A 23518-nucleotide genomic window follows, 5' to 3' on the forward strand; every position below is an offset into this window, starting at 1 on the left:
GATAAATTGAGGCAAAAATTTTCGGAGTAAACTTGTTGAAGTATTTAGCACTGCTATGTTGTTTTATTACTTATACTGCAATTGCTGGTTGCCACCCTGAGAGTGATTCGTGCGCACCCGTATCGCAATGGCAGTTTTCAATTGCTGTTGGTGGTGGTGTTCATACGAATCCGCTAAATGGCGGAGATAACATTCCTTTAGTGCTTGTTCCATCTGTAAGTTATTACAGTGAAAAGCTTTTTTTTGATAATGGGTTGCTAGGTTATTCGTTAGTAGAAAATGAACGTTGGGTTTTTAGTGCGATTACACAGCTTAATCAAGAGAAAGCTTATTTTACTCGTTGGCATCCAAAAAATATTTTTGTCGTAAGCATGAATAATGCGTTTCATGGCGCGTCAAAAGAAGCCATTGATATAAACCAAGTTGAAGATCGCGACTGGGCGCTTGACGCGGGGGGGCAACTTAATTGGTTTATTGATCAACACACAGATGTCATGGCAAAACTTCTGTGGGATGTTTCCAATGTTTACCAAGGTTACACAGGAGAATTGAGTGTTAATCACCGAGTAACTGTACCATTTATAGAACATAGCCAACTTTCTTTTGGTTTAGGCGCACAGGTTAATAGCCGTAAACTAGTGAATTACTATTATGGTGTGGAGCAACAAGATAGCCTGTTTACTCAAGTGACTTTTCAAGGCAAAACCAGTATTAACCCTGTTTTTCATGTGAAATTTACGAAAGCAATTTCAACCCAGTGGCGCTTATCGTTTTATTGGAAACGAAAGCTGCTTGATGCCAATACAGCTAACAGTCCACTGATTAACACATCACAAATAGATACCGTATTTCTAGGGATGGAATATGCGTTTTAAACTCGGTGTTAAGCGATGGTTACTTATCGCTGGAATACTCAGTCAGCCACTTGTAAATGCACAAGAAGTGGTATTAAATATCTCTCCTACCATATGTATTGTTAATAAAATGGGTGAACCGTGCACCATGACAGTAAATGTGAATTGGCAAACCCCAAACGCTGGTAATTACTGTTTATATCAAGATGCCGAGCAATTAACTTGCTGGCAAAACACGGCAAGTATAGCAACACGGTTAAATATTCATCTCCAGCAAAACATGATGTTTAGTTTACGAGATCAAGAAACAATATTGGCGCAAAAACAAATTCGCGTGAATGCGAGTGCACCAAGAAAATTTAGACGTAAATTACGAGCTCAATGGAGTGTATTTTAATGGCAAACATATTGTTGGTTGAAGACGATGAACGTTTAGCTAAATTAATCAAAGACTTTTTAAAACAAAATGGTTTTGATGTTACGGTGCTACATCGTGGTGATCACGCACTTGATTACATAAAAAAAAGCCAGCCTGACTTAACCATTCTTGATGTGATGTTACCTAAAGTAGATGGTTTTTCAATTTGTCGTGCAGTGCGTCCTTTCTATCAACAACCGATATTATTTTTAACAGCTAAAGACAGTGATATTGATCACGTACTTGGCTTAGAAATTGGTGCTGATGATTACCTAACAAAGCCCATTGAACCACGTGTACTACTTGCCCGAATTAATACACGTTTGCGGCGTAAGAGTGCTCCTGAACTCGCCGTTGAAACACTCTCTTATGGTGAGTTGTTTATAGATAAAACGGCTCGAAGAGTGACTTTGTCAAATCAGCTTATTGATTTAACAAGTCATGAATTTGAATTGTTATGGTTGTTAGCTGAAAACGCGGGTGAACCGCAAAGTCGTGATTATATTCATCAAAAAATGATCGGACGTGAATACGATGGCTTAGACCGCAGTGTAGACGTGAGAGTGTCTAGACTTCGTAAAAAATTACATGATAACGTAGAACAACCCTTTCGTATTATCACTGTTTGGGGTAAAGGCTATATGTTGAGTAAAACGGCTTGGCACAGTTAATGGTAAGGGAAGCATTTCACTGTAATGGCGCATTGAGGCTGCATTGAACCGCTTATTTATTCATTTATTTCTCGTGATCGTGCTAGGTTTAGTGACCATTAACTGGTTAACAGAATCACTATGGCAGCAATGGTATCCTCAGGGGAATGTTGAAAACCCACCGTTAGTTAGATCGTTAAGCGTTATTGTAGAACAACAAGCCTTACAGCCTTTGCCTTTATCGTCATTGTCTACCTTGTTAAACATGCCTGTGAGTATGCTTTCTTTGCAAGAAGTGGCATGGTTACCACAGCAACTTAAACAGTTAAACGCACATAGGCCAGTTGTAACCTATGATGCCTTTGATCAACTCATTGTTTATGTCAAAGAGCAGCGCTCTCAACAAGTGTATATGTTTGGGCCGATTAAGGTTAGCGCGATGGAGCCTGAGCACAATACGTTAAAAATCGTTTTACTTTGCTTGTCTTATTTGCTGCTCGCGCTGATTATTTACTTGTGGAGTAAACCGTTATGGCAAGATCTCAATCGATTAAATGCAATGACCGCACAAATAGCGAAGGGAAATTTCGCCATCACAGGTTTGAAGAGTAAGTCATCACCAATTAGTAATATTGTAAAGACATTTCATACCATGGCGCAACGCGTTACTCAGTTAGTTTCTGATCAGCGACAGTTGGTTAACGCTGTGTCGCATGAACTTAGAACGCCGTTAGCAAGGTTAAGGTTTTCACTCGAAATGTTAGAACAAGTTCCCGAGCAGCATCGAACTGAAATGAAGCAAGATGTTACAGAAATGTCGACGCTCATTGATGAAATGCTTAATTATGCGCGATTAGAAAACATTGACGCAAGCGATAGCAAACAACAGAACGATCTTGTGTTGATTGTAAACCAAGTGGTTGATAAAGGTATTCGCCTATCTGATAAACAGATCCAGTGTTATCTACCAACGCATTGCAAATATTTTTGTAATGAAGTTCTCATTGAACGCGCACTACAAAACTTATTGAGTAATGCGATAAGGTACGCTAAGCAACAGGTGACAGTTTCGCTCACTCAGCATGAAGATAATATTCAATTAATCGTTGAAGACGATGGTTGTGGTATCCCTTCCGAGGAACGCGATAAAGTATTTGATGCTTTTTATCGTATTGATAAAAGCCGCAATAAAGCATTAGGCGGCTTTGGTTTAGGTTTAGCAATTGTTGAACGTATTTGTCGCTCACATCGTGGTTATTGTCAGGTAAACGAATCTTCGCTTGGTGGATGTAAGTTTATTATCAGCCTACCTCAACAGTAACAACACGTCCTGGTGTTTAGGTAGAGCTAATAGCACGTTCTTCAAGTAAGCAGTAAAAGTCGAATGCGTTAGGTAAGCTTTCACCGTCAACCTGATACGAACCTAACATAAATTCGTAAGGCATATAGAGGTAGCCAGATAAACCAAAATTTCCCCCATAAGAGTTACGAATGAGCAAAGCTTGTTTGTCATCATCAAAGCCAACGGCACAAACAGCATGGCCGCCAATACGTAATTCATCTTCACTTGGCATTGGCATAATGCCTGAAGATGGAATTTCGAAGAAACTACGGGGTTCAATAAAACCAAAAATTACCGGTGTTTGGTTACTCAGTGCGTGTTTAATTTCATCTATACCATGCTCAATACTTAAGCGGCAATATTTAACTTGTCTAAATGTTTTTGCTTGTTCAATCGCCTTTTTAGACGGTTTTTCGCTCATCAATTTTCGAATGATCGCTTGCTTTTCTGTCAGTACTAACTCAAGATTTTCGGTGATTTCTTCAAGAGATGCGGTTTTTATTAATTGATATAACGACTCAGGAACATGTGTTTTGGGGTAGGGCCATAAATCAGCACAACATACACCGAAAAGTTGCAATGCTTGGAAACCGTCACTGATCAATACCGGCATATTTTGTAATTCTTTGCCAGCTAATAAGCGCTCATGGTAGTAAATGTACATCGCAGAGGCTTTAGAAACTTGGCTGCAATCATCAAAAAACTCAGTTTTTTGCCTATTTAACGTGATCTCCATGGCGGCTGATAATGCACACCCCGTACAAGCATTCAGTAAACCCTGATCCATCACCGGTGAAATAATAAACTCGCGCAGATCAACGCGTGCTTGTTCACATGCTTGCCAATGGCTTGAATCGCAGTTTTGTTGATATAGAGAAGATGCAGTGCATTGATCATTTGGCACGACACTTCGGCAGTATAAATGTTGCATGGTATTTCCTTATGTTGAATTGAGCGTGGATCCGAATCAAAGCAATATTTGTTTTGCTAGAGTTAACATACACTTGCTAATCATACATTTTTTTATCTCGACTAAACAAAGAACACTTTAATGAATAGTGGATGTTTTGTAGTACTTATGTTGTATTATAATCTTTGTAATTCAAAATATTACACTAAACAAGGATCGTAATTGAAATCGTTTAACCTTAATTTGATATACGTACTTGCATTGTTTACGCAAGTGTTTGTCGTTCATGCGGCTGAATTTCCAACTAAGCATGAGCGGGAAGCCATTGTTGAAAGTTTATTGAATGGTATAGAAAGTGTTGATGGTGTAACAATTGAATTACGCGATAGTACGCGCGTAGTTAAATGGGATAACTTCAAAAAAATAGCTACACGAAATGTGGTGTCGGCATCTGATTGGAGTAGCTTGTATAGTGCGATTAATAATATTCACGATGGCATTATCAATCGCCATTCTTATATTCAAGTTGAAGAAGGTATCAGAAAACATGTAAAAGCCATTGCTAAATGGCCACGTTATAAACTTGGTTATACTTGGCCAAACATTACCTTTTTTGACTTAGATAATAAGCAAACGATTCTTTCATTAAATGGTACTTCGGTGATTGATCTCTTCGATGAGTTTTTTAACTTATATTGTAATGACGTGCATGATATTGGTTGCTTGAAGTTATTCTCTGTTGCAATAGGGCGCGGTTATCGCTTCAAAGACAATGCTGAAAAACTAGATGTTACCTTTAAAGGTGGCAGTAAAAAACAAGTTTTAACACCTCAAAAATTAAAGAAAATTGCAAAAAAAGGTGAGCCAAAACAATGCGAAAACTTATATACCAATTTACCTAAAAATCTTGTTTTTAAAGGTGATCAAAGTTGTTTATTTGAAATTGATAATCACTATTTATTGAAGATTAGATATTTTGGTCGTTGGGGTACTGAGCAAAACGATATTTATTGTCAAAAAGTTACCACAGAAGGAATGTGTTCGGATATTTTGGCTATTAAAAATATACTAAGCCAGCAAACTGCTAAACCTTTGATTATAGACCTTCAAAATAATGGTGGTGGCTCTGAGAATACACCATGGATTGCTGCATTAACTACAAATGGATTCATGGACAATGTGGTTTTATATAGAAGTTTAGCGCTTTTAAAAGATAAAGACATTCGAAAAGATTCATTTTATGACAATGAATATGCCGAAAATTGGTATCAAAAAATTAAAGTCAATATGAGTGAACAACACAAATACTTGCCGCCACGCGCAGATTTTTGCCGAGGCTCTAAGGAGTGCGCACTAGAAAATATTCCTTCAGCGAAGTTACCGATAAAGTATCGTGCTTTAACTTTAGTCATAAATGAAACATGTGTGAGTTCATGTGATGATTTTGTGTGGCGAACAAGGCGATATGCTCAAGCGAAAACTGTCGGACAACTGCCTGCAACGGATGGTGCTTACGCGAGAATTAAAGGGTATATCTATGTTGATAAGCAAGGCAATATTGGTCATACGCACGTTGGTGAAAGCCAAGACGTACCTGCTGAGGCGGAAACACTTTTAGTGAGCTATCGTATGCCAATATCTAAAACTATTGATGTAGATGGCAATAACTTAGATGGGGCTGATAATGTTTTGGATGTCGCAATTCCAATTACTAAGGAAAACTATACTAACATTGAAGATATCAACGTTAAGTTTGCGTTGGGCTTGTGAGTACACTTACAAGCTTCGAGTGATATAACAGTAAAATGACCAATATCTTATGCTGTTATCTAGTTTATCCGCAGTTTGCCGATATAATAGTATAAATGCAGTGTTGTTTGTGAAGTGGTAACCTCCTTGTATCAGAATATCAACGTTGATCACTTACCTGTGATCTCAACAACAGTAGAAGTCACAGGATTTAATTACTCGCCAGATATTATTTGGATATTTGATCTAGACTGTCATGGTTTTTGGTGGGGGAACACACGAGCGCTTGAATTTTGGGGGCTAGAAAGTGTTGAACAACTGATCAATAAAGACTTGTCAGATGATACTGAAGGCGCCCGCAAACGCACCGAACAAACGTTTGTAAAAGCGGCCGTTGAGGGGCAAACACAAGACCCATGGACGACGTACCCCAATGGTCAACCCAAGCTGATGTTAATGCGTCATGTTGCCGTGCTCTTAGGCGAAGAAAAACATCGAGGCATTATTGCGTTTATTAGTGAACAACTAGACAGCAGTTTTCAACCTGAAAATTTGTTATTTGCCGAAGCTGTGCGCTATACGTCAGCGATGGTCAGTTGTTATGACTTAACTGGAAAACGGCTTTTTGAAAACCCGGCTTTTACCTCATGTTATGACACGGCAACGTCGACACAATCTGTTAATGATTTTGTTGTCCGCTTTTGTGATACGGCTCAAGGAGAACAAAGGTTAAAGCAGGCACAGCAGCAGCAAGATTGTCAGCATGAACATTTAATGCAAACTAAACAAGGCCTTAAACGCCATCATGTTGATGTAAGATCGAGTCGTCACCCCTTAACGGGAGATTACGTTTGCTTAGTCACTGAATACGATGTAACGCAGCTTCACGATACGATTACTGAACTAAAACAAACTAAAGCAAGGCTGAAAAAATTAGCACATTATGATCCATTAACAACGTTACCTACGGTATGGTTGTCACGTGAGCGCGTGCAAACTGCTTTGGTAAAAGCAAAACGAGACAAAACGATAGTCGCGGTTATGTTTATTGATTTAGATGGCTTCAAACATGTTAATGATAGCTATGGTCATGCAGCGGGAGATAAATTATTAACTCTCGTAGGTAACAGGCTTGCTAGTATATTCAGAGAGTCTGATACCGTGGGTCGTATCGGAGGCGATGAATTCCTTGTTTGTCTACCAGAACTTTCTACAAAAGATAACTCATACGATTTAGCAGAAAAAACCATTGCAGAGTTATCACGTGAATTTGAGATTTTGGACGATAACGGTCATAGCCAACACGCCAATATTAGTGCAAGTATCGGCATCGCCTTTTATCCGGATGAAGGGCAAGATGTTGACTCATTAATTAAAGTGGCTGACAAGAAAATGTATCAAGCGAAAAATAATGGCAAAAATAAGTTCGTTGTTTAGTGTTTAGTTGCTCATATTTGACCTTGTACTTTTAAAGAATAGGTTTGTATTTCACCTGACAGGCAGCTATGAGCGATATACAGTCATTGAGGCTCAGACGTCTGAATGACGTCTCCAGCGCAATAGCCGACATTCGAGGACTAGAATTATCCCTAATTTGAATCCCTGATATGTGCCAAAACCAGATCGTTAAAATCCTTTTGTTGAACGATCCCTTAATACGTTTTGCAGTCACTTAAAGCCCAGTGATCCCAATGTAAATTGGGATCTACTTCGTACTTATTGTGAGAGAAAACAACGGAGAATCGAATTTGTAGCGCTATGTAACATCCGGATAGCCCACGTTTATATTCTATAGCATGACCTGCTGTATTCTACATTTATAGCCTATCGCCCGCAAATGGACTAGCCATTTGCGTTATTGTGCAAGTGGTAAAACATTTTCTACCGTGCACTTTCCGTCTTTAAGAACTACATTTTTCAGTGTTGCCTTGTTGCCTACTTTTTTAATCTCGGCACGAATTGAGCGAACTTGATTTCCATCTAATAACTTTTCAATTTTAGCTACACCTTCGCACTCATCGTCTGGATTCTTGACGGGGTTGCCGTCTTTATCTAGCAACCGAAAGCGGAGCATATTTCGACCTAATATGATCACAGACACCGACATATCCCCTAATGCGTACTCGACTGTAGTGTTAGGTTCAATTTGCTGTGTTTGTTTTTGTTCCACTTTCTTATTGGCTACCTCATCTGCGCTTGCCAACACCTTAAAATTTGTAAATGTGCAACCTAGTGAACCAGCCACACCATAGTGTCGTTGTACGCCATTTAATTCAACCCTAGAGCCCCCATGTTGTTTTGTGAAAGCAACGTGTTCTTCAGCGGTATAACTTTCGTCCTTATGAAACACTTTGCAGTTTTGATAGGTACTGTCGCCAAGAGTGATTTGCAAAGGATACTGCGCATTAAAACCAAATACCCTCGCCATATTTGTTAGAGAAGTTTCGTAAAAAAGCGGTATGGAAGCAATGGTTTTATTACTAATGGTTCCACTTACGACCCCGATGTCTTCCGAGCGTTTGATAGTCGTATTACTAGCTAAAACCTGTAAGGAAAATATCGCTAAGAGCAATACCAAGACCGATTTAACTTTTGATTTCATAAGTACCCTCCTTGTAAATGTTGAACAAACTATATTAGCGTAGCTTTAGGTAAATTCAACGATAAATATGAAATAACTAGTAGGAGCTTGGAGTAGGTTAAAGGCGGTAACCGTCAGTTATTCGCTCATTGATTTCAGACCAAAACGATTCTAAAAAACCAATGTCGGCTTACTGTGCAAAGTTAGCATTCAAATCTCGTGATGCGTTCGACTGGAAATGGCACATATGCGACAGCCAGATTTGATTGATTTCTATAAATCGAGTCTGTCAATTCAAGTAATGACTGATTCGTTTAATGCTGATTAGTTTTAATGCAAATAGATTTTCACTAAAGCTTTGTTAATTCGGCAACTTTTGTTAATACTTGCGCTTTAAAAGACTTACCAATATTGATCTCTCGTTCATCGATTAGCGTTATTTTATTTCCTTCAATAAAACGAATATGTTCAAGGTTTACCATGGCCGATTTGTGCACTTGTAAAAAGGACGAGTCTTTAAGTTGCTCTACAAAGCTTGACAGTGTTCTTGGTGTTAAAACGCTTTGACCATCACGCCAAACCTTCACGTAATTTCCGTAAGCTTCAAAACAACTAACGTCTGCTAAGTTTATTTTAAGTTGCTTTTTATCTACTTTAACAAATATCTGCTTTATGGTTTTGGGTTTATCTGTGTGCGTTGCTTGTTGAACTAATTTATAGTGATTAAGTGATTTGTTGCAAGCCTGAAGAAAGCGTTCAAATGAAAAGGGCTTTAAAAGATAGTCACTTACATCTAATTCATAGCTTTCTAATGCATGCTCTTGATAGGCACTAGTGATAACAACCTGTGGTTTTTCTTTCAAAACTTTAAGCAAGTCTAGGCCCGAAAGCATTGGCATATTAATATCCAAAAATAGCAGGTCTACCGATTGCTTGGAAAGGAAGTCAAGCGCTTGGGTGGCAGAATAACACTGTCCAACAACGTTGATAAACGGAACGTTTTCGCAAAAACTTAACAATATATCGTGTGCAAGTGGTTCATCGTCAATGATTAAGGCGTTAAGCTTGTTCATTATTTTCTAACTCTATTATCAATGTGACTAAAAATTCATGCGGTTGAACCGAAATAGTCAACGTGTGTTGGTTGGTGTAATCAAGCGCCAACCGTCGTTGCAGGTTTTCAAGTCCAAGACCTCCATCCGCTTGTCCTTTTGTTTGATTACTATTAACTCGTTCATCAATGGAATTATGGCATATTAGGCTAAGTTTATTGTGCTCGAGTGATAAATCGACAGATAACCAAGCTGGCTTATCTGTTGCATCAATACCATGTTTAAAGGCGTTTTCTATGAGTACGATTAAGAGTAATGGAGCTATTTTAAATTGGGTATTCTCTGCTAGTTTTTGGTCAATATTAATGGTTAATGTCGCTTTATGGCTGACGCGAATTTGTTGTAGTGCAATATAGTCAGTTAAGTAAGCAATTTCGTCTTTTAAACTTACACGATGATTACCACCTTTATACACGACAAATCGCAACAGGTTGGATAACTGTAGTATACATTGCGGTGCTTGCGCTTTTTTAGTTAACACCATTGAATATAAGTTGTTGAGGGTATTGAACAAGAAGTGAGGGTTAATTTGTTGCTGTAACCACTTTAATTCTGCTTCGGTATTTTGCTGTTTGAGTAATGATACTTCTGCAACCTGTTGTTGCCACTTAAAGGCTAAAATTAGAGGTAAACTTATCATCATGATAATAAAAGCAATACGTAAGTTCCAAACATCAAAGGGATCATCATTACCGCTAGGTAATAACGTGAATTCAACGCTATTTATCGGTAAAAACAACGTAAGCTGGCTTAATAGTGGCGCTGCTATTAACGTGAATGTGCAGGCAGTCCATAAATAATGAAATACCCCAAAACGAGCCATAACGTTGTTAATTAATACATGATGATTTATCCAATAAATAAAATAGCCACACATATAAAATGCAAAAAACTGAATAAAGTAAAAAAATAATTCGTCAAAACGTAACAGATTTCGTTTAATATCAATAAGAATGTGAATAGGTTGGTTTTCCATCGGGTTGTCTATCGAATTAAACACTAATGACCAAAACAAACTAAAGCACACCACGATTGCGAGTAAAGTATTGTCCATTGTGACTTTATCTTTAAATCTCGATAGATTTAGTGGTTTTACTTTTCGCCTTAAAAAAATAATGATCTCAATGGCAACTAAGCTAATAAACAAGGCTAACGTGTTATCAAAGAACTCTTCATAGCTGTTGCTGTTTTCTCTTATTATTAAATGCCCTAGTGGCAACATTATAAAACCGATGGCCCACCAAGCGAGTGCTGCTGTTTTTTCAGACCGTAAGCTTTGATATTTGCACCAAAGTACAGGTGAAATGAGAATCGCCAATACGCATACTCTTTGAGCAAAGGTTATCCAATTAAGCTCGTTAACGGTTAAAAAGGCATAAGATACGATAAAAGCAAGGTAGAGACTAAACGGCATAAATGGCGAGAAAAAATAAGAGAAAAGTTTTGTAGATAAAGCGTGACGTAACATAGCTGCCCGATGGAATTACAAGTTAAAGCCAAAGAATATATTGCGATGTTCTGTGTTAAATGTCAGTAAGTAAATGACAAAAAGCATTATTTTCATGATCAACGTACGAGAGGAGCTCATTTGCGGTTGATTTTGACATTCATCATTGAAGAGTCGACCTTGGTCATTGTTTACTCGCAATGCTGTGAAAAGTTATTAAAAATAGCGATATGTAACACTAAGAGTGGTGGATATATGCTAACTATAACGAACTTATGCAAAACCTACGCAGAGAAAAAGAAACAAAAGGCACCTGCATTGGATGATGTGAACTTATCAATTGGTTCTGGCATGTTTGGACTTTTAGGGCCGAATGGCGCTGGTAAGTCGAGTTTAATGAGGACTATTGCAACCTTGCAAAAGCCTGATACCGGCACGATAGAATTTGCGGGTGAAAATATCATTAAACACCCTGAGTTTATGCGTAAACAGTTGGGTTATTTGCCTCAAGATTACGGTGTTTATCCAGGGGTATCTGCTTTTGAGTTACTTGATTACTTAGCAAAACTAAAGGGTATTACTGATCGTAAGCAACGCAATGCGCAAATAGATAAATTGCTCGCACAAGTGAATCTTACGCAGCATAGAAATAACGCAGTTAGTCGATTTTCAGGGGGCATGAAGCAACGTTTTGGTATAGCACAGGCATTGTTGGGTGAGCCTAAGATGCTAATTGTTGATGAACCAACAGCAGGACTCGACCCCGAAGAACGTAATCGCTTTCATAACTTATTAGTTGAAATAAGCCGTGATAAAGTGGTGCTGTTATCAACACACATTGTTGAAGATGTCAGTCACCTTTGCCCTAACATGGCAATTCTTGCCGCGGGAAAAATTGTTAAAGAAGGCTCTCCAGCGCAGTTGATTAAACAAGTTCAAGGCAAAATTTGGCAGATTAAAACAAGTAAATCGAACCTTGAAGACGTTGTTCCTCAAGCTAACGTTATCAGCCAACGTTTATTTGCTGGAGAGGCCACCGTTCATGTTTATAGTGAGAGTCAACCTAGTCCCGATTTTCATCGAGTAACACCTGATTTAGAAGATGCTTATTTTGCAGCTTTGCATTGCCATGCGTTTGAATCGCAATTAAATAAGTAAGGAATTTATTATGAGAAGCTTATTAATTGCCGAGCTTAAACTACAAAGTCGCCATTGGATTTGGTTGCTTGCAATGGTGTTAACGTTTGCGTTTGGCGCTTTTGTGATAAATAAACAAACGCCAGACATGGACATTGACGTCAGCGGCGCTTTTTTTCTGATCAAAACCTTTGCTATCCAACTTTTGTTATTGCCAGTACTGGTAGCGATATTCTCTGCACAAGCCACTATCAGAGATTTTGATAGTGATATGGCGAGCATTGTCTATGCGAGTAGTACCAAGTTAACACAGGTACTATTTGCAAGGTTTTTTGCCCTATTTATCTTATGTTGGTGTGTGTACTTAAGTTTTGCTTTAGGTATTCTCGGTGGCTTAACGACGCAATCGCTCGACTCTTTTAGTTTGCCTATAGCGAGTCTCAGTTGGGCGCTATTCGTGTTAGCGTTACCTAACGTTTTATTAGTCTGTGCTATATTTTTTGCTATTGGTCTATATGGTAAACGTAGTATTTATTTGTATTTGAATGCTTGTTTGCTTTTCTTTGCTTACCAATTCTTTTTAACCATTAATGGTTCACCGTTGATGGCAAGTAGGGTTGCGGTTTCTGCTGATTTATCATCATTATATGCATGGCTAGATCCATTTGCCTTAAGTACGTATTTTGAGCAAGTTAGACAATGGCAACCTTCAGATAAAAATACACTATTACCCACCTTTGACGTAACGCTACTGACAAATCGTATTGCAGTTGTTCTTGCAGCGCTGCTGGTTACTGGTTATGCCATTATCCATCATGTGCAGCATTTTAAAGTAGATACGATTCAAGATGAACGTGTGCTTTTACCACATTGGATAAAACGCGTTAAATTGGGTTTAACGCGTACATTGGCACTTACTTTCATCGCTCGACTATCCGATAAGCTACCAGTATATAGTGTGCTTACTATAGCACGCAAAGAATGGCAGCTTAGCTTTAAAACAAAGACTTTCTTTGCCATGTGTTGCGCGCTAATTTTCTTAATCAGTAGTGAAGTTTATTTTGGGTACATACATCTTGAAAACCTGGGTACATCAGCAATTGCGTCTACGTTGATCACTGTAAACCGATACATTGCTGACATTTTACCGCGCTTTGGTGGCTTGTTTATGCTTTTTCTCGCGGCTGAACTGTGTTGGCGTGATCAGCAAAGTAAAGTTAAGCCACTGATCGATAGTACGCGTGTTAGTAACGTTGCTTTGTTCTTTGGGCGTTTGTTAGCCCTGTGCTTTGTACCTTTATTTTTTATCACGTTGAGTATTATTGTTTCGATTGTCATGCAGTCGGTAAATGGCGGTGATATTGATCTCAATATGTATGTATCCATGTACTTTTTCTTTGGTCTTCCAATGATTTGGCTAGCAACGCTGTGTGTTGGTGTACATGCATTATTACCCAATAAATACTTAGCACTAGGCCTTATCTTCGCTTTATTTGTTAGCCTTGAAACTAGCGTGCTGCAATCTTTTGGGTTAGAACACCCTTTATGGACACTCGGACAATTGCCATTGTTAAGTTACTCTGAGTTTGTTGGCTTTGGTGCTGAAGTAGATGCATTCGTTGGCTACTTAAGCTTTAGGTACAGCTTACTTATCGTTCTATCGCTTATTGCGTTCAAATTTTTCCGTCGAGGAGAAGAGTTATCATCAGCCTTTACATCGCCTGTGTTATGGCATCGCCGCGAGAAAGTTATTCTCATCTGTGGCGCAGTAGCGTTGGTGATAACGCTTGGTAATGTCGTTTATCAGACTTGGTACATAGGTCATTACCAATCAAGTAGTGATCGGCATGTGTGGAAAGCTAGTTATGAAAAAAAATATGCTTACTTGAAAGACCAACCATCACTTGCCGTTGAAAAAATAACAACAATCGTTGAATTAATGCCTAATGAAAGACGCTTGGCTGTCGATGCGACATACCAGTTAATCAATCGTAGCGACAATGCTATTTCACAGTTGGTGTTTTCGACACCTTTGCCTTTTAATTATCGTCATGTGAACGTGGAAAATGCTAAACAGGTGTCTTTTGATCACGTGCATCAAACGCATATTTATGCTTTTGAACAACCAATTCAACCTGGTGAAACGGCTGCGATAAGTGTTGTCGCCGATTATCAACAAAACGGTTACTTAGGTGTGCCGGGTGATAATGTTTTAACCAGCAATTATAGCTATATTAGGTTTTTACGTTATCTACCGTTTTTTGGCTATGTAAAACACTATCAATTAACTAATAACGGCTTACGAGAAAAGTTCGCTTTACCTAAGCTTACGCATAACACACTTGAGCAAGATCTTGAAAAATATCAAGGTGATATGTCTGAACTTTATGATTGGGCGATATTAGATACTACCATTGTAACGAATGAAGACCACATCGCATTTGCACCAGGTGAACTGGTAAAACAATGGCAAGAGGGTCATAGAAAAGCGTTTCAATATCGAACACGCGGAAAAGTGCGAAACATCGGGCATATTGTTTCGCATAACTTGCCGGTTAAAACGGCTGAAATAGCTCACACTTCTGTTGACGTTTACTATCCCGAAAACAAAGAAGCATATGCAACGCTTCATTTAAGTGCAATTACAGATGCCTTGCGGTATGGTAACGAACATTTTGGTGCTATTAAAGCCAATAACTTACGATTGGTGCCAGTCGCAGGCTTTTTCCCTGCTACCGGCTATGCTTTGCCAAACTCTATTTTTATTGGTGAAGGCGTTGGGTTCCACGTTGATTTGAGCAATGAAGATGGCTTTGACCATTTATACCGTCGTACGGTGCATGAAGTCGCACATCAGTGGTGGGGACATGGATTAAATGGCGCTGCAACGGAGGGTGAAGCGGTATTAGTAGAAACGCTGGCGAAGTATACTGAAATGGTATTGCTAACACGAAAATATGGCGATGATTATGTAAAACAGCTTATTAAATATGAGCAACAGCGCTACTTTTCTGGGCGCTCTCGCACTAATATTAATGAGCTGCCACTTTACCGAGGCGATGAAAATTACCTTATCTATTCAAAAGGTGCAGCCGCGATGTATGCGCTGAAACAGCAATTAGGGGAAGCGGCTATCAACAAAGCGTTAAGAAAGTTGGTAACGTTACATTCATACCCGAATAAGCCAGCAACAACGTTAGATTTTATTGCCTATTTAATGGCAGACAAAACGGCCAAACAGCAACAGTTGGTTCAAAGCTGGTTTAAAGAAGTCGTTATTCATGACGTTGAAATTTCACGTGCAGAGCTAAGTAAGACTGAACAAGGATATGTGATCAATGTCTGTTTGCAAGATAATAAAACAGATCTTACAACGGTGAAATTAAGTGCATTTACCGATGACCAAAAGTTAATCGCTAACACTAACATTGTTGCAAATGCTAAGCAGGGTACTAACACTTGTGACCTGTGGCAATTGGAAACAAAACCTAGCCATATTGAGGTTGATTCTGCACTATTATTGCTTGATAGCAATAGAGAAAATAATCAATTCTACTTTCCTTAACAGTAGTCGTTTGCAGCACACCGCGGGTAATTTAATGTGGTGTGCGTTATTAAACGTTGTACAGCCAGTATTGCATATTACTGGCTAACTTTTTCTTGGGTCAGTAATGACCAAGTCATTAAGCCATATTTAGCTACCGAGAGTAGTGCTTCTTTTGAAGCGCCATCGCGGGCTTGAATAGACATACCCTGCTGAAGGGTGATGTAATACGTTGCAATGGCATGACAGTCAATTTCTGAATTGAGCGTGCCGTTTTCAATATCACGTTTTAACAAAGTAATAAGGTTTTCTTTACTTTCTACGCGACATTCTTGCAACGTATGATGCACTGATAAATTCGTGTCATCCTGGTTCATCGCTCCTATTATAATCAGACAACCTTTTGGTCTATTTTCGTGAGTAAATTCTTCTGCACTCAATGTTAGTAGGGTTTTTATGGCTGCTTTTGCGGACTTTTCTCGCATGGTTTCGAGCCATATTTTACTACCTTCTGTTGCACGATACAGCGTGACAACTTCATTGAATAGTGCTTCCTTTGAACCAAACGTTGAGTAAATACTAGGGGTGTTAATCCCCATAGAACTTACGAGATCTGCCATTGAAGTATTGTCGTAACCTTGTTGCCAAAAAGTCATCATGGCATTTCTAAGAGTCTCTGTTCTATCAAAATTACGTGGTCTTCCGCGTTTATTCATTATTGTGCTCCACGAAGCGGTAAATTTATTTTATAATGATCGTTACAAAATAAGGAAACAATGCTAATGTATGTTTTTGTAACTTTCGATACATATATTAACAGATAAAAGGAAAGAGTATGCAACGATTAAGAAATAAAGTAGCACTTATCACTGGTGGCAGTAGAGGAATGGGGGCTGCAATTGCAGAACGCCTTGCTCAAGAAGGTGCAAACGTAGTGATTACTTATGTTAACAATGCGGAAAAAGCAAACGGTGTAGTTGCGAAGGTGAGAGATATAGGAAGTAAAGCTATAGCGATTAAAGCTGATAATGCTGATCCTCATGCAATCACTTCTGCAGTTGATTCAACAATAGCGGAGTTTGGTCAACTGGATATTTTAGTGAATAACGCCGGTATTTTTAGTCCTAAACCGATAGAAGCGCTTACATTAGAAGAGATTGATAAAACGCTAAACATCAACGTTCGCGCCGTGGTTATTGCTTCACAAGCAGCCGCTGCACATATGAAATCTGGTGGACGAATAATCTCTATTGGCAGTAACCTCGCAGAACGCGCTGTAATGCCTGGTTTGAGCTTGTACAGTCTAAGTAAAGCAGCGCTAATTGGTTTTACTAAAGGGTTAGCGCGTGATTTAGGTCCTCAGGGAATTACGGTGAATATTGTTCATCCAGGCTCTACAAATACCGATATGAACCCAGAAGACGGTGAATATAGCGATATGCAGCGTAGCGCAATGTGTATACCACGATATGCTGAACCTGACGATATTGCTGGCGTTGTTGCTTTTCTTGCAAGTGAAGAAGGAAAGTGTATGACCGCTTCTGGACTAACAATTGACGGCGGCACTAACGCGTAATAGCGGCAGAGGGTATTAAGGTGAGGAAGCAACAAAATGTTAAAGAGTCTGATAATCTTGCACTTTTGAATATTCTCGCCTTTTTATCTTTTGTCGTTGTTACAACAGAATTTTCCATGGTAGGTTTTTTGCCAGAAATTTCGCTGCAACTTGGTATTTCTGTAGCAGATGCAGGTTGGTTTGTCACATGGTTTGCATTAGGCGCTGCATTGGTTGGGCCTTATTTAACGTTAATGGTGAAAGTCTTTGATACAAAACATTATTTTATGTTTACTACCAGCGCTTTTATCTTGGCAAATGTTGTTATTATTCTGCTGCCTCGTTATGAGGTGATTGTTGTTGCTCGGTTTATTCAAGGGGGTTTTTTACCTGTTATTTTAAGTATTATTGCAATGACAGCAGTAGATACCTCTGGTGATAATCGTCAACATTGGGCTATATCTCGTGTCAACTTAGGGTTAGTCTTTGCGACGGTGTTAGGTATTCCACTGAGTGCTTTTATCGCTGTGGAATATCATTGGCAGCTTACGTTTTGGTTGCTATCAATACTCGGCCTTTTTGCCTTAGTGGGTATTGTGCTCTATGTCCCTGCAGTGCCACCGAAAAAAAATATCGCTAATGAAAATAATAGGCCTTTGTTATTACAGCCATTATTTCTCTTACATTTATTGTTATCAATGTTGTTATTCACAGCAATGTTCACTGTTTATACCTATATCTCTTCTTTTATGTTAACCGTAACTACGTTTAGCAACACAGCAATAGGGTGGTTGTTGATAGTCTTTGGTGGTGCTGGCGTGTTAGGTAATTGGCTGGTGGGACGATTCACTTTTAAACAAAACTTGCAACCCACTATTTATCTCACGTTACTTTTCTGTACAGTTATTCTGCTACTGACACTTATAGGCAGTTACTGGAAGATATTGGCCATAATTATCCTAGTTTTTTGGGGGGCTGTACATATGGCCGCATTTGTGATCACGCAGGTCAGAATAATACAGATCGCAAAAGAACATAAAGCATTTGCATTATCGCTAAACATGGCCATTTGTAACCTTGGGATCAGTATTGGCGCTATGGCTGGAGGATGGGTTTCCAGTCATTATGCTGTAGATAACATAGGTTTTGTCGCCGCAGGCTTTGCAACGTTTACTGTTCTGACGGCTATCTTTATGCAAAAGACAATGAAAAAGTATCAACCTTATTCAAGTATCATTAAATAAGGTGTAGTGTCATTGTTTAAGCTTGAGCCTGTATGTCAAATTGTGCCTGTGTCAGTTGTACTTGATTTCGTCCCGATGATTTTGCGTGGTACAACGCTTTGTCTGCGGCATCAATAGCACTTCGTGTAGTATCATATGAGAGTTCCAATTGGTGGACCCCGATACTGACGGTATAAGTAACTTCGTTCTGCTGTTCGTCTATTAATACTGCTTCACTTGCCGCTTGGCGGATCCTTTCTGCGACTTTACAGGCGTTTTCATTATCACAACCGGGTAATAGCAATAAGAATTCTTCGCCGCCGTAGCGACAAACGATATCGATATCACGTTGGTGCTTCATAAGGAGTTTTGCAAATGAAATGATAACTTCATCACCCGTTGAATGGCCGTAATTGTCATTAATGGTTTTAAAGTGATCAATATCAATGACCATAATACTGATGACGCTTTGGTTTTCTTTAGCCTCATGAATGGCTTGTTGTGCTGTTTTTTCAAAATATCGACGATTAAATAATTCAGTCATTGGGTCAGTGTCAGCTAAGCGTTTTAATTCTTCTTGTTTGCCTTTTATACGGTCTAACTCTTTAATCCGGTAAGACAAAACAAATGCCATCATTAATGCTTCTAATAAAATACCAATGCCAACCCCATGGCTATTTATTTGATTGAAATCACTCAACCCTTTGTAATAGAACACCGCTAGCATATTGAAAAGAATAAACATTGAGTGGCCTAAAAAGAAGTATTTCGCTAAGGGTTCACGTTTACGCCATAAGGATATTGCCACCCCAAAGGTAACAATCATCATGGTAGCGGCAAGAGAGCTTGCTGATTGTAAAGCCGCGGTGATATCAAATAAACTATAACAAAACATACCAACGAGTAATGCGAGTAATAAACTTAACGCAAAGTGCTCTTTGGGGTATCGCTTTCGAGTGTCGAAAATAAGCATAATAAAGATCACAAGAAAGCTAGGCATGCTAAGCACATTTGAATTCAACTGAAATACTTCAGCGCTAAAAACACCAAAAAAGTTAGCAGCGACACCATAAGATAAGGCGACCCAAATAGTGCCAGAAATGAGGTAAAAAGCGTAAACAATATTCTCTCTTTTACGGGCAGAAATATATAAGAAAAAATTGTAAATCATTAACGCTAACATCATGCCAACTAATAACGCAATATATTTACCACTGCCTACTAATGCTTGTTTTGAAGACTGTTCATCAAACAAGCTTAACTGATACCATTGATGAGAAAAAGAGGTGTTTTTTACATAGATAATCTTCGTTTCTTGCGGGGCAAGTTGAAATGGATAAACGGCAGTGCCGCCATACATCAAAGGTTTTTCACCCGACTTATGTAATGGGATATCAATGTGATTCAGTAACTGGTTCTGCTGGGTTTCATAAAAGCTAACATGTTTTAAATGATAGGCATGCGGGTGGTGTACATATAGTTTAATTGCCACATTTTGCTGATTGCGTACTACTATTTTAGACCATGTTATCATGGCATCCGTTCCCAACGATAACTTACTCAATGAAGGGGTAAATTGTTGGTTAATAACCTCTTCAAATAACATTTTTTCAGAGCCATCGATATAGTAACTCATGGGGAATTCTGTTAAATCGACAATCGACGCATTAATATTCACCGTTTGTTTTTGGGTTTGTGTTTCGGCATTCGCTGATGGTAAAGTAAGAAAAAACACCATTAAAAAGATGACATACCACGTGATGTTTTTGTTGTGAACTTCCATGACTTTCTCTGTTTTTTAAGTTTTTTATGCAATAAGAATTCTTACTGTTTTACTATATAAAGTCGAGCATAATATGTTAATTTATCAGGCTTTTTACGATGAGAGGGGAGATTTCTACGACGTGTTAACAGTAACGTACTGTTTGGAGTACCGAGGTGACAGCTGATAAAGCACCTTTTCGGTTGTGCTTTATCAGCCTTGAGCATTACAGTTTAAATTGACTTACCAGTTTACTTAACATTTCATATTCTTTTTCTACGGCATTACAGCAACTAGAGGCCTCTTTAACTGAGTTGTTGTTATCTTCTGCAAGTACGTTTATTTGCTCTACTTGTTCTGCCATATCTTTACCAACCATAGATTGTTCCATGGTTGCTGACGCGACTTGGCTATTTTGCATTTCAATACTCGCGACTTGCTCAGAGATCATTTGAAAAGTCTCACTCACTGACTCTGCGCTTAATAAGGTTTGTTCAACCATGTCTGCCGCAGTGGTCATGACCGATACTGATTCGTTTGAGCCTTGTTGCAGGTTTTCAATAATGGATTGAATCTCTAGTGTAGATTCTTGTGTTCGCTGTGCTAAGGTTCTTACCTCGTCAGCAACAACAGCAAAACCTCGTCCTTGTTCACCTGCACGTGCAGCTTCAATGGCTGCATTTAATGCTAATAAGTTGGTTTGATCAGCGATACTTCTGATGACATCAAGCACGGTAACAATATTTGTTGCTTGTTCAGCAACGGTTTTGACCGTTTCCGTTGACGCCAACACCGTACTGCCTAATTCTTTCGTGACAGCTAAGCTTCTCTCAAGCGTTTCGGTTCCCACTTTGACTAGTTCAACTGCAATAGCGCTCGCTTCGCTCGATAACGTAGCAGACTCAGCGACACTTTCAGACGTTGTAGACATTTCTTCAATGGCTGCCGAAAGCTGAGTTGTTTTGTCAGATTGCTCAACGGATTTTTGTTCAACTAAATTAAACTTTTCTCTTAATTGGTGAACTTGATCATCTAAAATATTAGAGGTTTTTCCCATGCTGGTTAATGTTTTATGCATGATGTTCATCATGCTATTAAAAGAGCGTGATACTTGTGCAATTTCGTCATTTTTAGTGTCACTGCCTGTTTCTTTTACTCGACGGGTAAAGTCGAGAGTTTCGGCAACTTGGTTGACAGAACTATTGAGGCTTATTATAGGTTTAGCTAGGTAGTTACCAAGCCATAAAGCGATTAATATTCCCAAAGCCACTAAGATTAATGTACTGCTCAATGAAGTAAATATAAGTGAAGAACTAAGCTGTTCGGACGCTAAAAACGCCTCATCTTGATCGAGCTCACTTACAATTGCCCATCTATTTCCGGCGACATTAAACGCAGCATAAGCAGATGCAACGATAACACCTCTATAATCCTCAATAAAATCAAAGCCACTTTCACCGTTGATGGCTGACTTTATCGTTTTAGAATCCACTTTTGCGATCCCTAATGCTGATTTCTTTGCTGATATTAAAGCGATATCTTTTTCAGATACTCCTGATTTTTTCAATGTCGCTAGATAGTTGTTGGTATCTTCTAATAAAAATCGACTTTCACTGCGCATTAAAAGATCACTGCCGACCAAATAAGTTTCACCAGACTTACCTAAACCCCGCTCGTGCCATTTACCTTGATAAGTCATAATGTTATTAATTCTATCTATGGGCGCTTGAAAGATAAGTGCGCCTACTGTGGCGTTATTAACCATAATAGGTGAAGAGAAAAAGGCGGCTGGGCTCTCGTAAGAGGGGGTATAAGGCGCGAAGTCTGTCATATTCACTTCGCCATGCTTAGCGGATATTGCTTGGTTAAAAGCTTGTGCTAACCCCGATGTTGAAAAAGCACCATTAGAAAGCGAGGTTGCGTAATCTATCTCTTTAAAAACAGAGTAAACCACATTACCTTGTAGATCGACGATAAAAATATCGTAAAAGCCAAATTGCTCTAAATACTGTTGAAATTTAGGATGATACTTTTGATGAATATCATCGTATGTTGAGTCATCATTAAGTGCTATTAATTTATCTTTCTCACCTAAGCCATACTGACTCGCCGCAATATAGCGATATTGTAATGCTAGCCCTGCATCAGATAGCTTATTAACCAATTGCGCGGTATCTAACTGGCGATGTTGGTTTTCCGACTGATACTTTTTTGAAAAATCATCTTTATAAAAGGTTGATAATTGAACTTGTTGCTGTGCCTTGTCAGGTAAAGCTGATTCTGCTGAATACCGTTGAAAACTACTGATAAATGCCTGTGTGGCATCTTCAGTCATACTCGAATTAGCAAGCGAAACAACTTGTTGGCTAATTGTTTCGAAATAGTCTGATATTTGCTCTTTTTTAGCATCACGTAGACCAATTAAACGTTGCTCAACTTGAGAAGAAAGAGCAGATGAAACATCTGTTGTTGCTATGTAGGTAAGTAATGTTGAAGTTAATATTAGCGCAATCGATACTACGCTTCCGACATTCAGTATAATTTTGTTCTTTAAACGCATAGAGTTAAAATCTCATAAAAACACTCCATGTCTGATAACGGCTCATTTTAAGAATAGAACAGAATGAATATTTTGGTAGAAAAAAAGATATTTTTATAAATTTGACAATAGAAAATCATTATTAATGTTTGTAAGTTATTGCGTTTTACTTTTTTATACTTGATTGATAAGTAGGTTTTTTATGGATTTTTATTAGGGGGGCTGAAATTTAGTAAATTAGTTTTGTAGTGTTTTAACGGTTGAAAGTTTATTGTTCTGCACAACTAAATCAGGACACTTTTCTTAAGGAACTTTGTTCATATTCTACTGACGATAGATCACCATTAGTGGTATGAAGCCGTTCTAAGTTGTAATAACGCATATACGCCATCACATCCTCTCTCATATGCTTACGAGTTGGCTGTGGTACTTTCAGTAACCACTAAATTAAGCTGAGCCATGAGCTTTTGAGTACCGTACACACTCACTTTAAAACCCTCTCTGCATAACCTTTTCGTAATTCTCGATAACCTAAGCTATTTCGACTTTGCTTAAAAATCGTTTTTGCTCTTCGATTAATAAGTCATACAACTCAATTAAGTATTTAGTCACTTAGCGAGAAATAAAAGGGTTAGAGGCAAGGCATTGATTGCAAAGAATGGTTATTCAGGAGAACGTGCTCCTGCGTTCTCTAA

At 38.7% G+C, this 23518-nt stretch carries 17 protein-coding genes and 1 pseudogene; 10 read left to right on the forward strand and 8 right to left on the reverse strand.

What is annotated here, in order from left to right; all coding sequences use genetic code 11:
- The first annotated feature begins 32 nt into the window (after positions 1 to 32).
- The 4 genes from BI291_RS08490 to BI291_RS08505 are packed head-to-tail and all read left to right on the forward strand — an operon-like array spanning position 33 to position 3243.
- On the forward strand, positions 33 to 875 hold the full coding sequence (locus tag BI291_RS08490; protein ID WP_074498319.1) for a MipA/OmpV family protein: 843 nt from the start codon (positions 33 to 35) through the stop codon (positions 873 to 875).
- On the forward strand, positions 865 to 1251 hold the full coding sequence (locus BI291_RS08495) for a DUF3019 domain-containing protein (RefSeq protein WP_074498320.1): 387 nt from the start codon (positions 865 to 867) through the stop codon (positions 1249 to 1251). The genes BI291_RS08490 and BI291_RS08495 overlap by 11 nt, the downstream gene beginning before the upstream one ends.
- Positions 1251 to 1943 (forward strand): response regulator, encoded by a 693-nt coding sequence (locus BI291_RS08500; RefSeq protein WP_074498321.1) that lies wholly within the window; start codon positions 1251 to 1253, stop codon positions 1941 to 1943. Before BI291_RS08495 ends, BI291_RS08500 begins: the two co-directional genes overlap by 1 nt.
- 43 nt (positions 1944 to 1986) lie before the next feature.
- On the forward strand, positions 1987 to 3243 hold the full coding sequence (locus BI291_RS08505; protein ID WP_074498322.1) for an ATP-binding protein: 1257 nt from the start codon (positions 1987 to 1989) through the stop codon (positions 3241 to 3243).
- Between the two features lie 16 nt (positions 3244 to 3259).
- On the opposite strand, the gene BI291_RS08510 is transcribed toward BI291_RS08505, so the two are convergent.
- Positions 3260 to 4195 carry a C1 family peptidase gene (locus BI291_RS08510; protein WP_074498323.1) on the reverse strand — a complete coding sequence of 312 codons (936 nt, stop codon included), beginning with the start codon at positions 4193 to 4195 and terminating at the stop codon, positions 3260 to 3262.
- A 201-nt stretch (positions 4196 to 4396) separates the two neighbouring features.
- Between BI291_RS08510 and BI291_RS08515 the strand changes: the two genes are divergently transcribed.
- Both BI291_RS08515 and BI291_RS08520 read left to right on the forward strand, forming a co-directional pair.
- Positions 4397 to 5944 (forward strand): S41 family peptidase, encoded by a 1548-nt coding sequence (locus tag BI291_RS08515; protein WP_074498324.1) that lies wholly within the window; start codon positions 4397 to 4399, stop codon positions 5942 to 5944.
- A gap of 126 nt (positions 5945 to 6070) precedes the next feature.
- On the forward strand, positions 6071 to 7360 hold the full coding sequence (locus tag BI291_RS08520) for a GGDEF domain-containing protein (protein WP_074498325.1): 1290 nt from the start codon (positions 6071 to 6073) through the stop codon (positions 7358 to 7360).
- Between the two features lie 418 nt (positions 7361 to 7778).
- Here BI291_RS08520 and BI291_RS08525 read toward each other — a convergent pair whose 3' ends face one another.
- The 3 genes from BI291_RS08525 to BI291_RS08535 all read right to left on the reverse strand — a co-directional run bounded on the left by BI291_RS08525 (position 7779) and on the right by BI291_RS08535 (position 11084).
- Positions 7779 to 8525 (reverse strand): hypothetical protein, encoded by a 747-nt coding sequence (locus tag BI291_RS08525; RefSeq protein WP_074498326.1) that lies wholly within the window; start codon positions 8523 to 8525, stop codon positions 7779 to 7781.
- Positions 8526 to 8854: 329 nt separating this feature from the next.
- Complete coding sequence (locus BI291_RS08530) at positions 8855 to 9577, reverse strand: LytTR family DNA-binding domain-containing protein (RefSeq protein ID WP_074498327.1); 723 nt, start codon at positions 9575 to 9577, stop codon at positions 8855 to 8857.
- Entirely contained in the window at positions 9564 to 11084 is a 1521-nt protein-coding gene (locus tag BI291_RS08535; RefSeq protein WP_074498328.1) for a sensor histidine kinase, read from the reverse strand. The genes BI291_RS08530 and BI291_RS08535 overlap by 14 nt, the downstream gene beginning before the upstream one ends.
- 234 nt (positions 11085 to 11318) lie before the next feature.
- Between BI291_RS08535 and BI291_RS08540 the strand changes: the two genes are divergently transcribed.
- Together BI291_RS08540 and BI291_RS08545 are read left to right on the forward strand one after the other, a co-directional pair.
- Positions 11319 to 12221 (forward strand): ABC transporter ATP-binding protein, encoded by a 903-nt coding sequence (locus BI291_RS08540; RefSeq protein ID WP_074498329.1) that lies wholly within the window; start codon positions 11319 to 11321, stop codon positions 12219 to 12221.
- A gap of 10 nt (positions 12222 to 12231) precedes the next feature.
- The gene (locus tag BI291_RS08545) at positions 12232 to 15765 is read left to right on the forward strand and encodes a M1 family aminopeptidase (protein ID WP_074498330.1); all 3534 of its coding nucleotides are present in this window, start codon (positions 12232 to 12234) and stop codon (positions 15763 to 15765) included.
- Between the two features lie 77 nt (positions 15766 to 15842).
- Here the strand turns inward: BI291_RS08545 and BI291_RS08550 are convergent, their stop codons facing one another.
- Positions 15843 to 16460: a TetR/AcrR family transcriptional regulator gene (locus BI291_RS08550; RefSeq protein WP_074498331.1), complete on the reverse strand. Its 618-nt coding sequence runs from the start codon at positions 16458 to 16460 to the stop codon at positions 15843 to 15845.
- 119 nt (positions 16461 to 16579) lie between these two features.
- Between BI291_RS08550 and BI291_RS08555 the strand changes: the two genes are divergently transcribed.
- Together BI291_RS08555 and BI291_RS08560 are read left to right on the forward strand one after the other, a co-directional pair.
- Complete coding sequence (locus BI291_RS08555; protein WP_074498332.1) at positions 16580 to 17320, forward strand: SDR family NAD(P)-dependent oxidoreductase; 741 nt, start codon at positions 16580 to 16582, stop codon at positions 17318 to 17320.
- 20 nt (positions 17321 to 17340) lie between these two features.
- On the forward strand, positions 17341 to 18543 hold the full coding sequence (locus tag BI291_RS08560) for an MFS transporter (RefSeq protein ID WP_074498333.1): 1203 nt from the start codon (positions 17341 to 17343) through the stop codon (positions 18541 to 18543).
- Positions 18544 to 18559: 16 nt separating this feature from the next.
- On the opposite strand, the gene BI291_RS08565 is transcribed toward BI291_RS08560, so the two are convergent.
- The 3 genes and pseudogenes from BI291_RS08565 to BI291_RS08575 form a co-directional block, all read right to left on the reverse strand.
- On the reverse strand, positions 18560 to 20305 hold the full coding sequence (locus BI291_RS08565) for a GGDEF domain-containing protein (RefSeq protein ID WP_074498334.1): 1746 nt from the start codon (positions 20303 to 20305) through the stop codon (positions 18560 to 18562).
- Positions 20306 to 20510: 205 nt separating this feature from the next.
- Complete coding sequence (locus BI291_RS08570) at positions 20511 to 22844, reverse strand: methyl-accepting chemotaxis protein (RefSeq protein ID WP_074498335.1); 2334 nt, start codon at positions 22842 to 22844, stop codon at positions 20511 to 20513.
- Positions 22845 to 23112: 268 nt separating this feature from the next.
- Positions 23113 to 23265 (reverse strand): annotated as a pseudogene (locus tag BI291_RS08575) (IS3 family transposase); the annotation flags it as partial.
- Positions 23266 to 23518: the final 253 nt, after the last annotated feature.

Origin of the sequence: Thalassotalea sp. PP2-459, from assembly GCF_001913705.1 — a bacterium.
GTDB lineage: Bacteria > Pseudomonadota > Gammaproteobacteria > Enterobacterales > Alteromonadaceae > Thalassotalea_C > Thalassotalea_C hakodatensis.

Coding starts and splice junctions, on each gene's coding strand:
- BI291_RS08550 (WP_074498331.1), bottom strand. CDS start 16,460: ATGAATAAACGCGGAAGACCACGTAATTTTGATAGAACAGAGACTCTT.
- BI291_RS08545 (WP_074498330.1), top strand. CDS start 12,232: ATGAGAAGCTTATTAATTGCCGAGCTTAAACTACAAAGTCGCCATTGG.
- BI291_RS08570 (WP_074498335.1), bottom strand. CDS start 22,844: ATGCGTTTAAAGAACAAAATTATACTGAATGTCGGAAGCGTAGTATCG.
- BI291_RS08555 (WP_074498332.1), top strand. CDS start 16,580: ATGCAACGATTAAGAAATAAAGTAGCACTTATCACTGGTGGCAGTAGA.
- BI291_RS08535 (WP_074498328.1), bottom strand. CDS start 11,084: ATGTTACGTCACGCTTTATCTACAAAACTTTTCTCTTATTTTTTCTCG.
- BI291_RS08525 (WP_074498326.1), bottom strand. CDS start 8,525: ATGAAATCAAAAGTTAAATCGGTCTTGGTATTGCTCTTAGCGATATTT.
- BI291_RS08500 (WP_074498321.1), top strand. CDS start 1,251: ATGGCAAACATATTGTTGGTTGAAGACGATGAACGTTTAGCTAAATTA.
- BI291_RS08530 (WP_074498327.1), bottom strand. CDS start 9,577: ATGAACAAGCTTAACGCCTTAATCATTGACGATGAACCACTTGCACAC.
- BI291_RS08565 (WP_074498334.1), bottom strand. CDS start 20,305: ATGGAAGTTCACAACAAAAACATCACGTGGTATGTCATCTTTTTAATG.
- BI291_RS08495 (WP_074498320.1), top strand. CDS start 865: ATGCGTTTTAAACTCGGTGTTAAGCGATGGTTACTTATCGCTGGAATA.
- BI291_RS08540 (WP_074498329.1), top strand. CDS start 11,319: ATGCTAACTATAACGAACTTATGCAAAACCTACGCAGAGAAAAAGAAA.
- BI291_RS08510 (WP_074498323.1), bottom strand. CDS start 4,195: ATGCAACATTTATACTGCCGAAGTGTCGTGCCAAATGATCAATGCACT.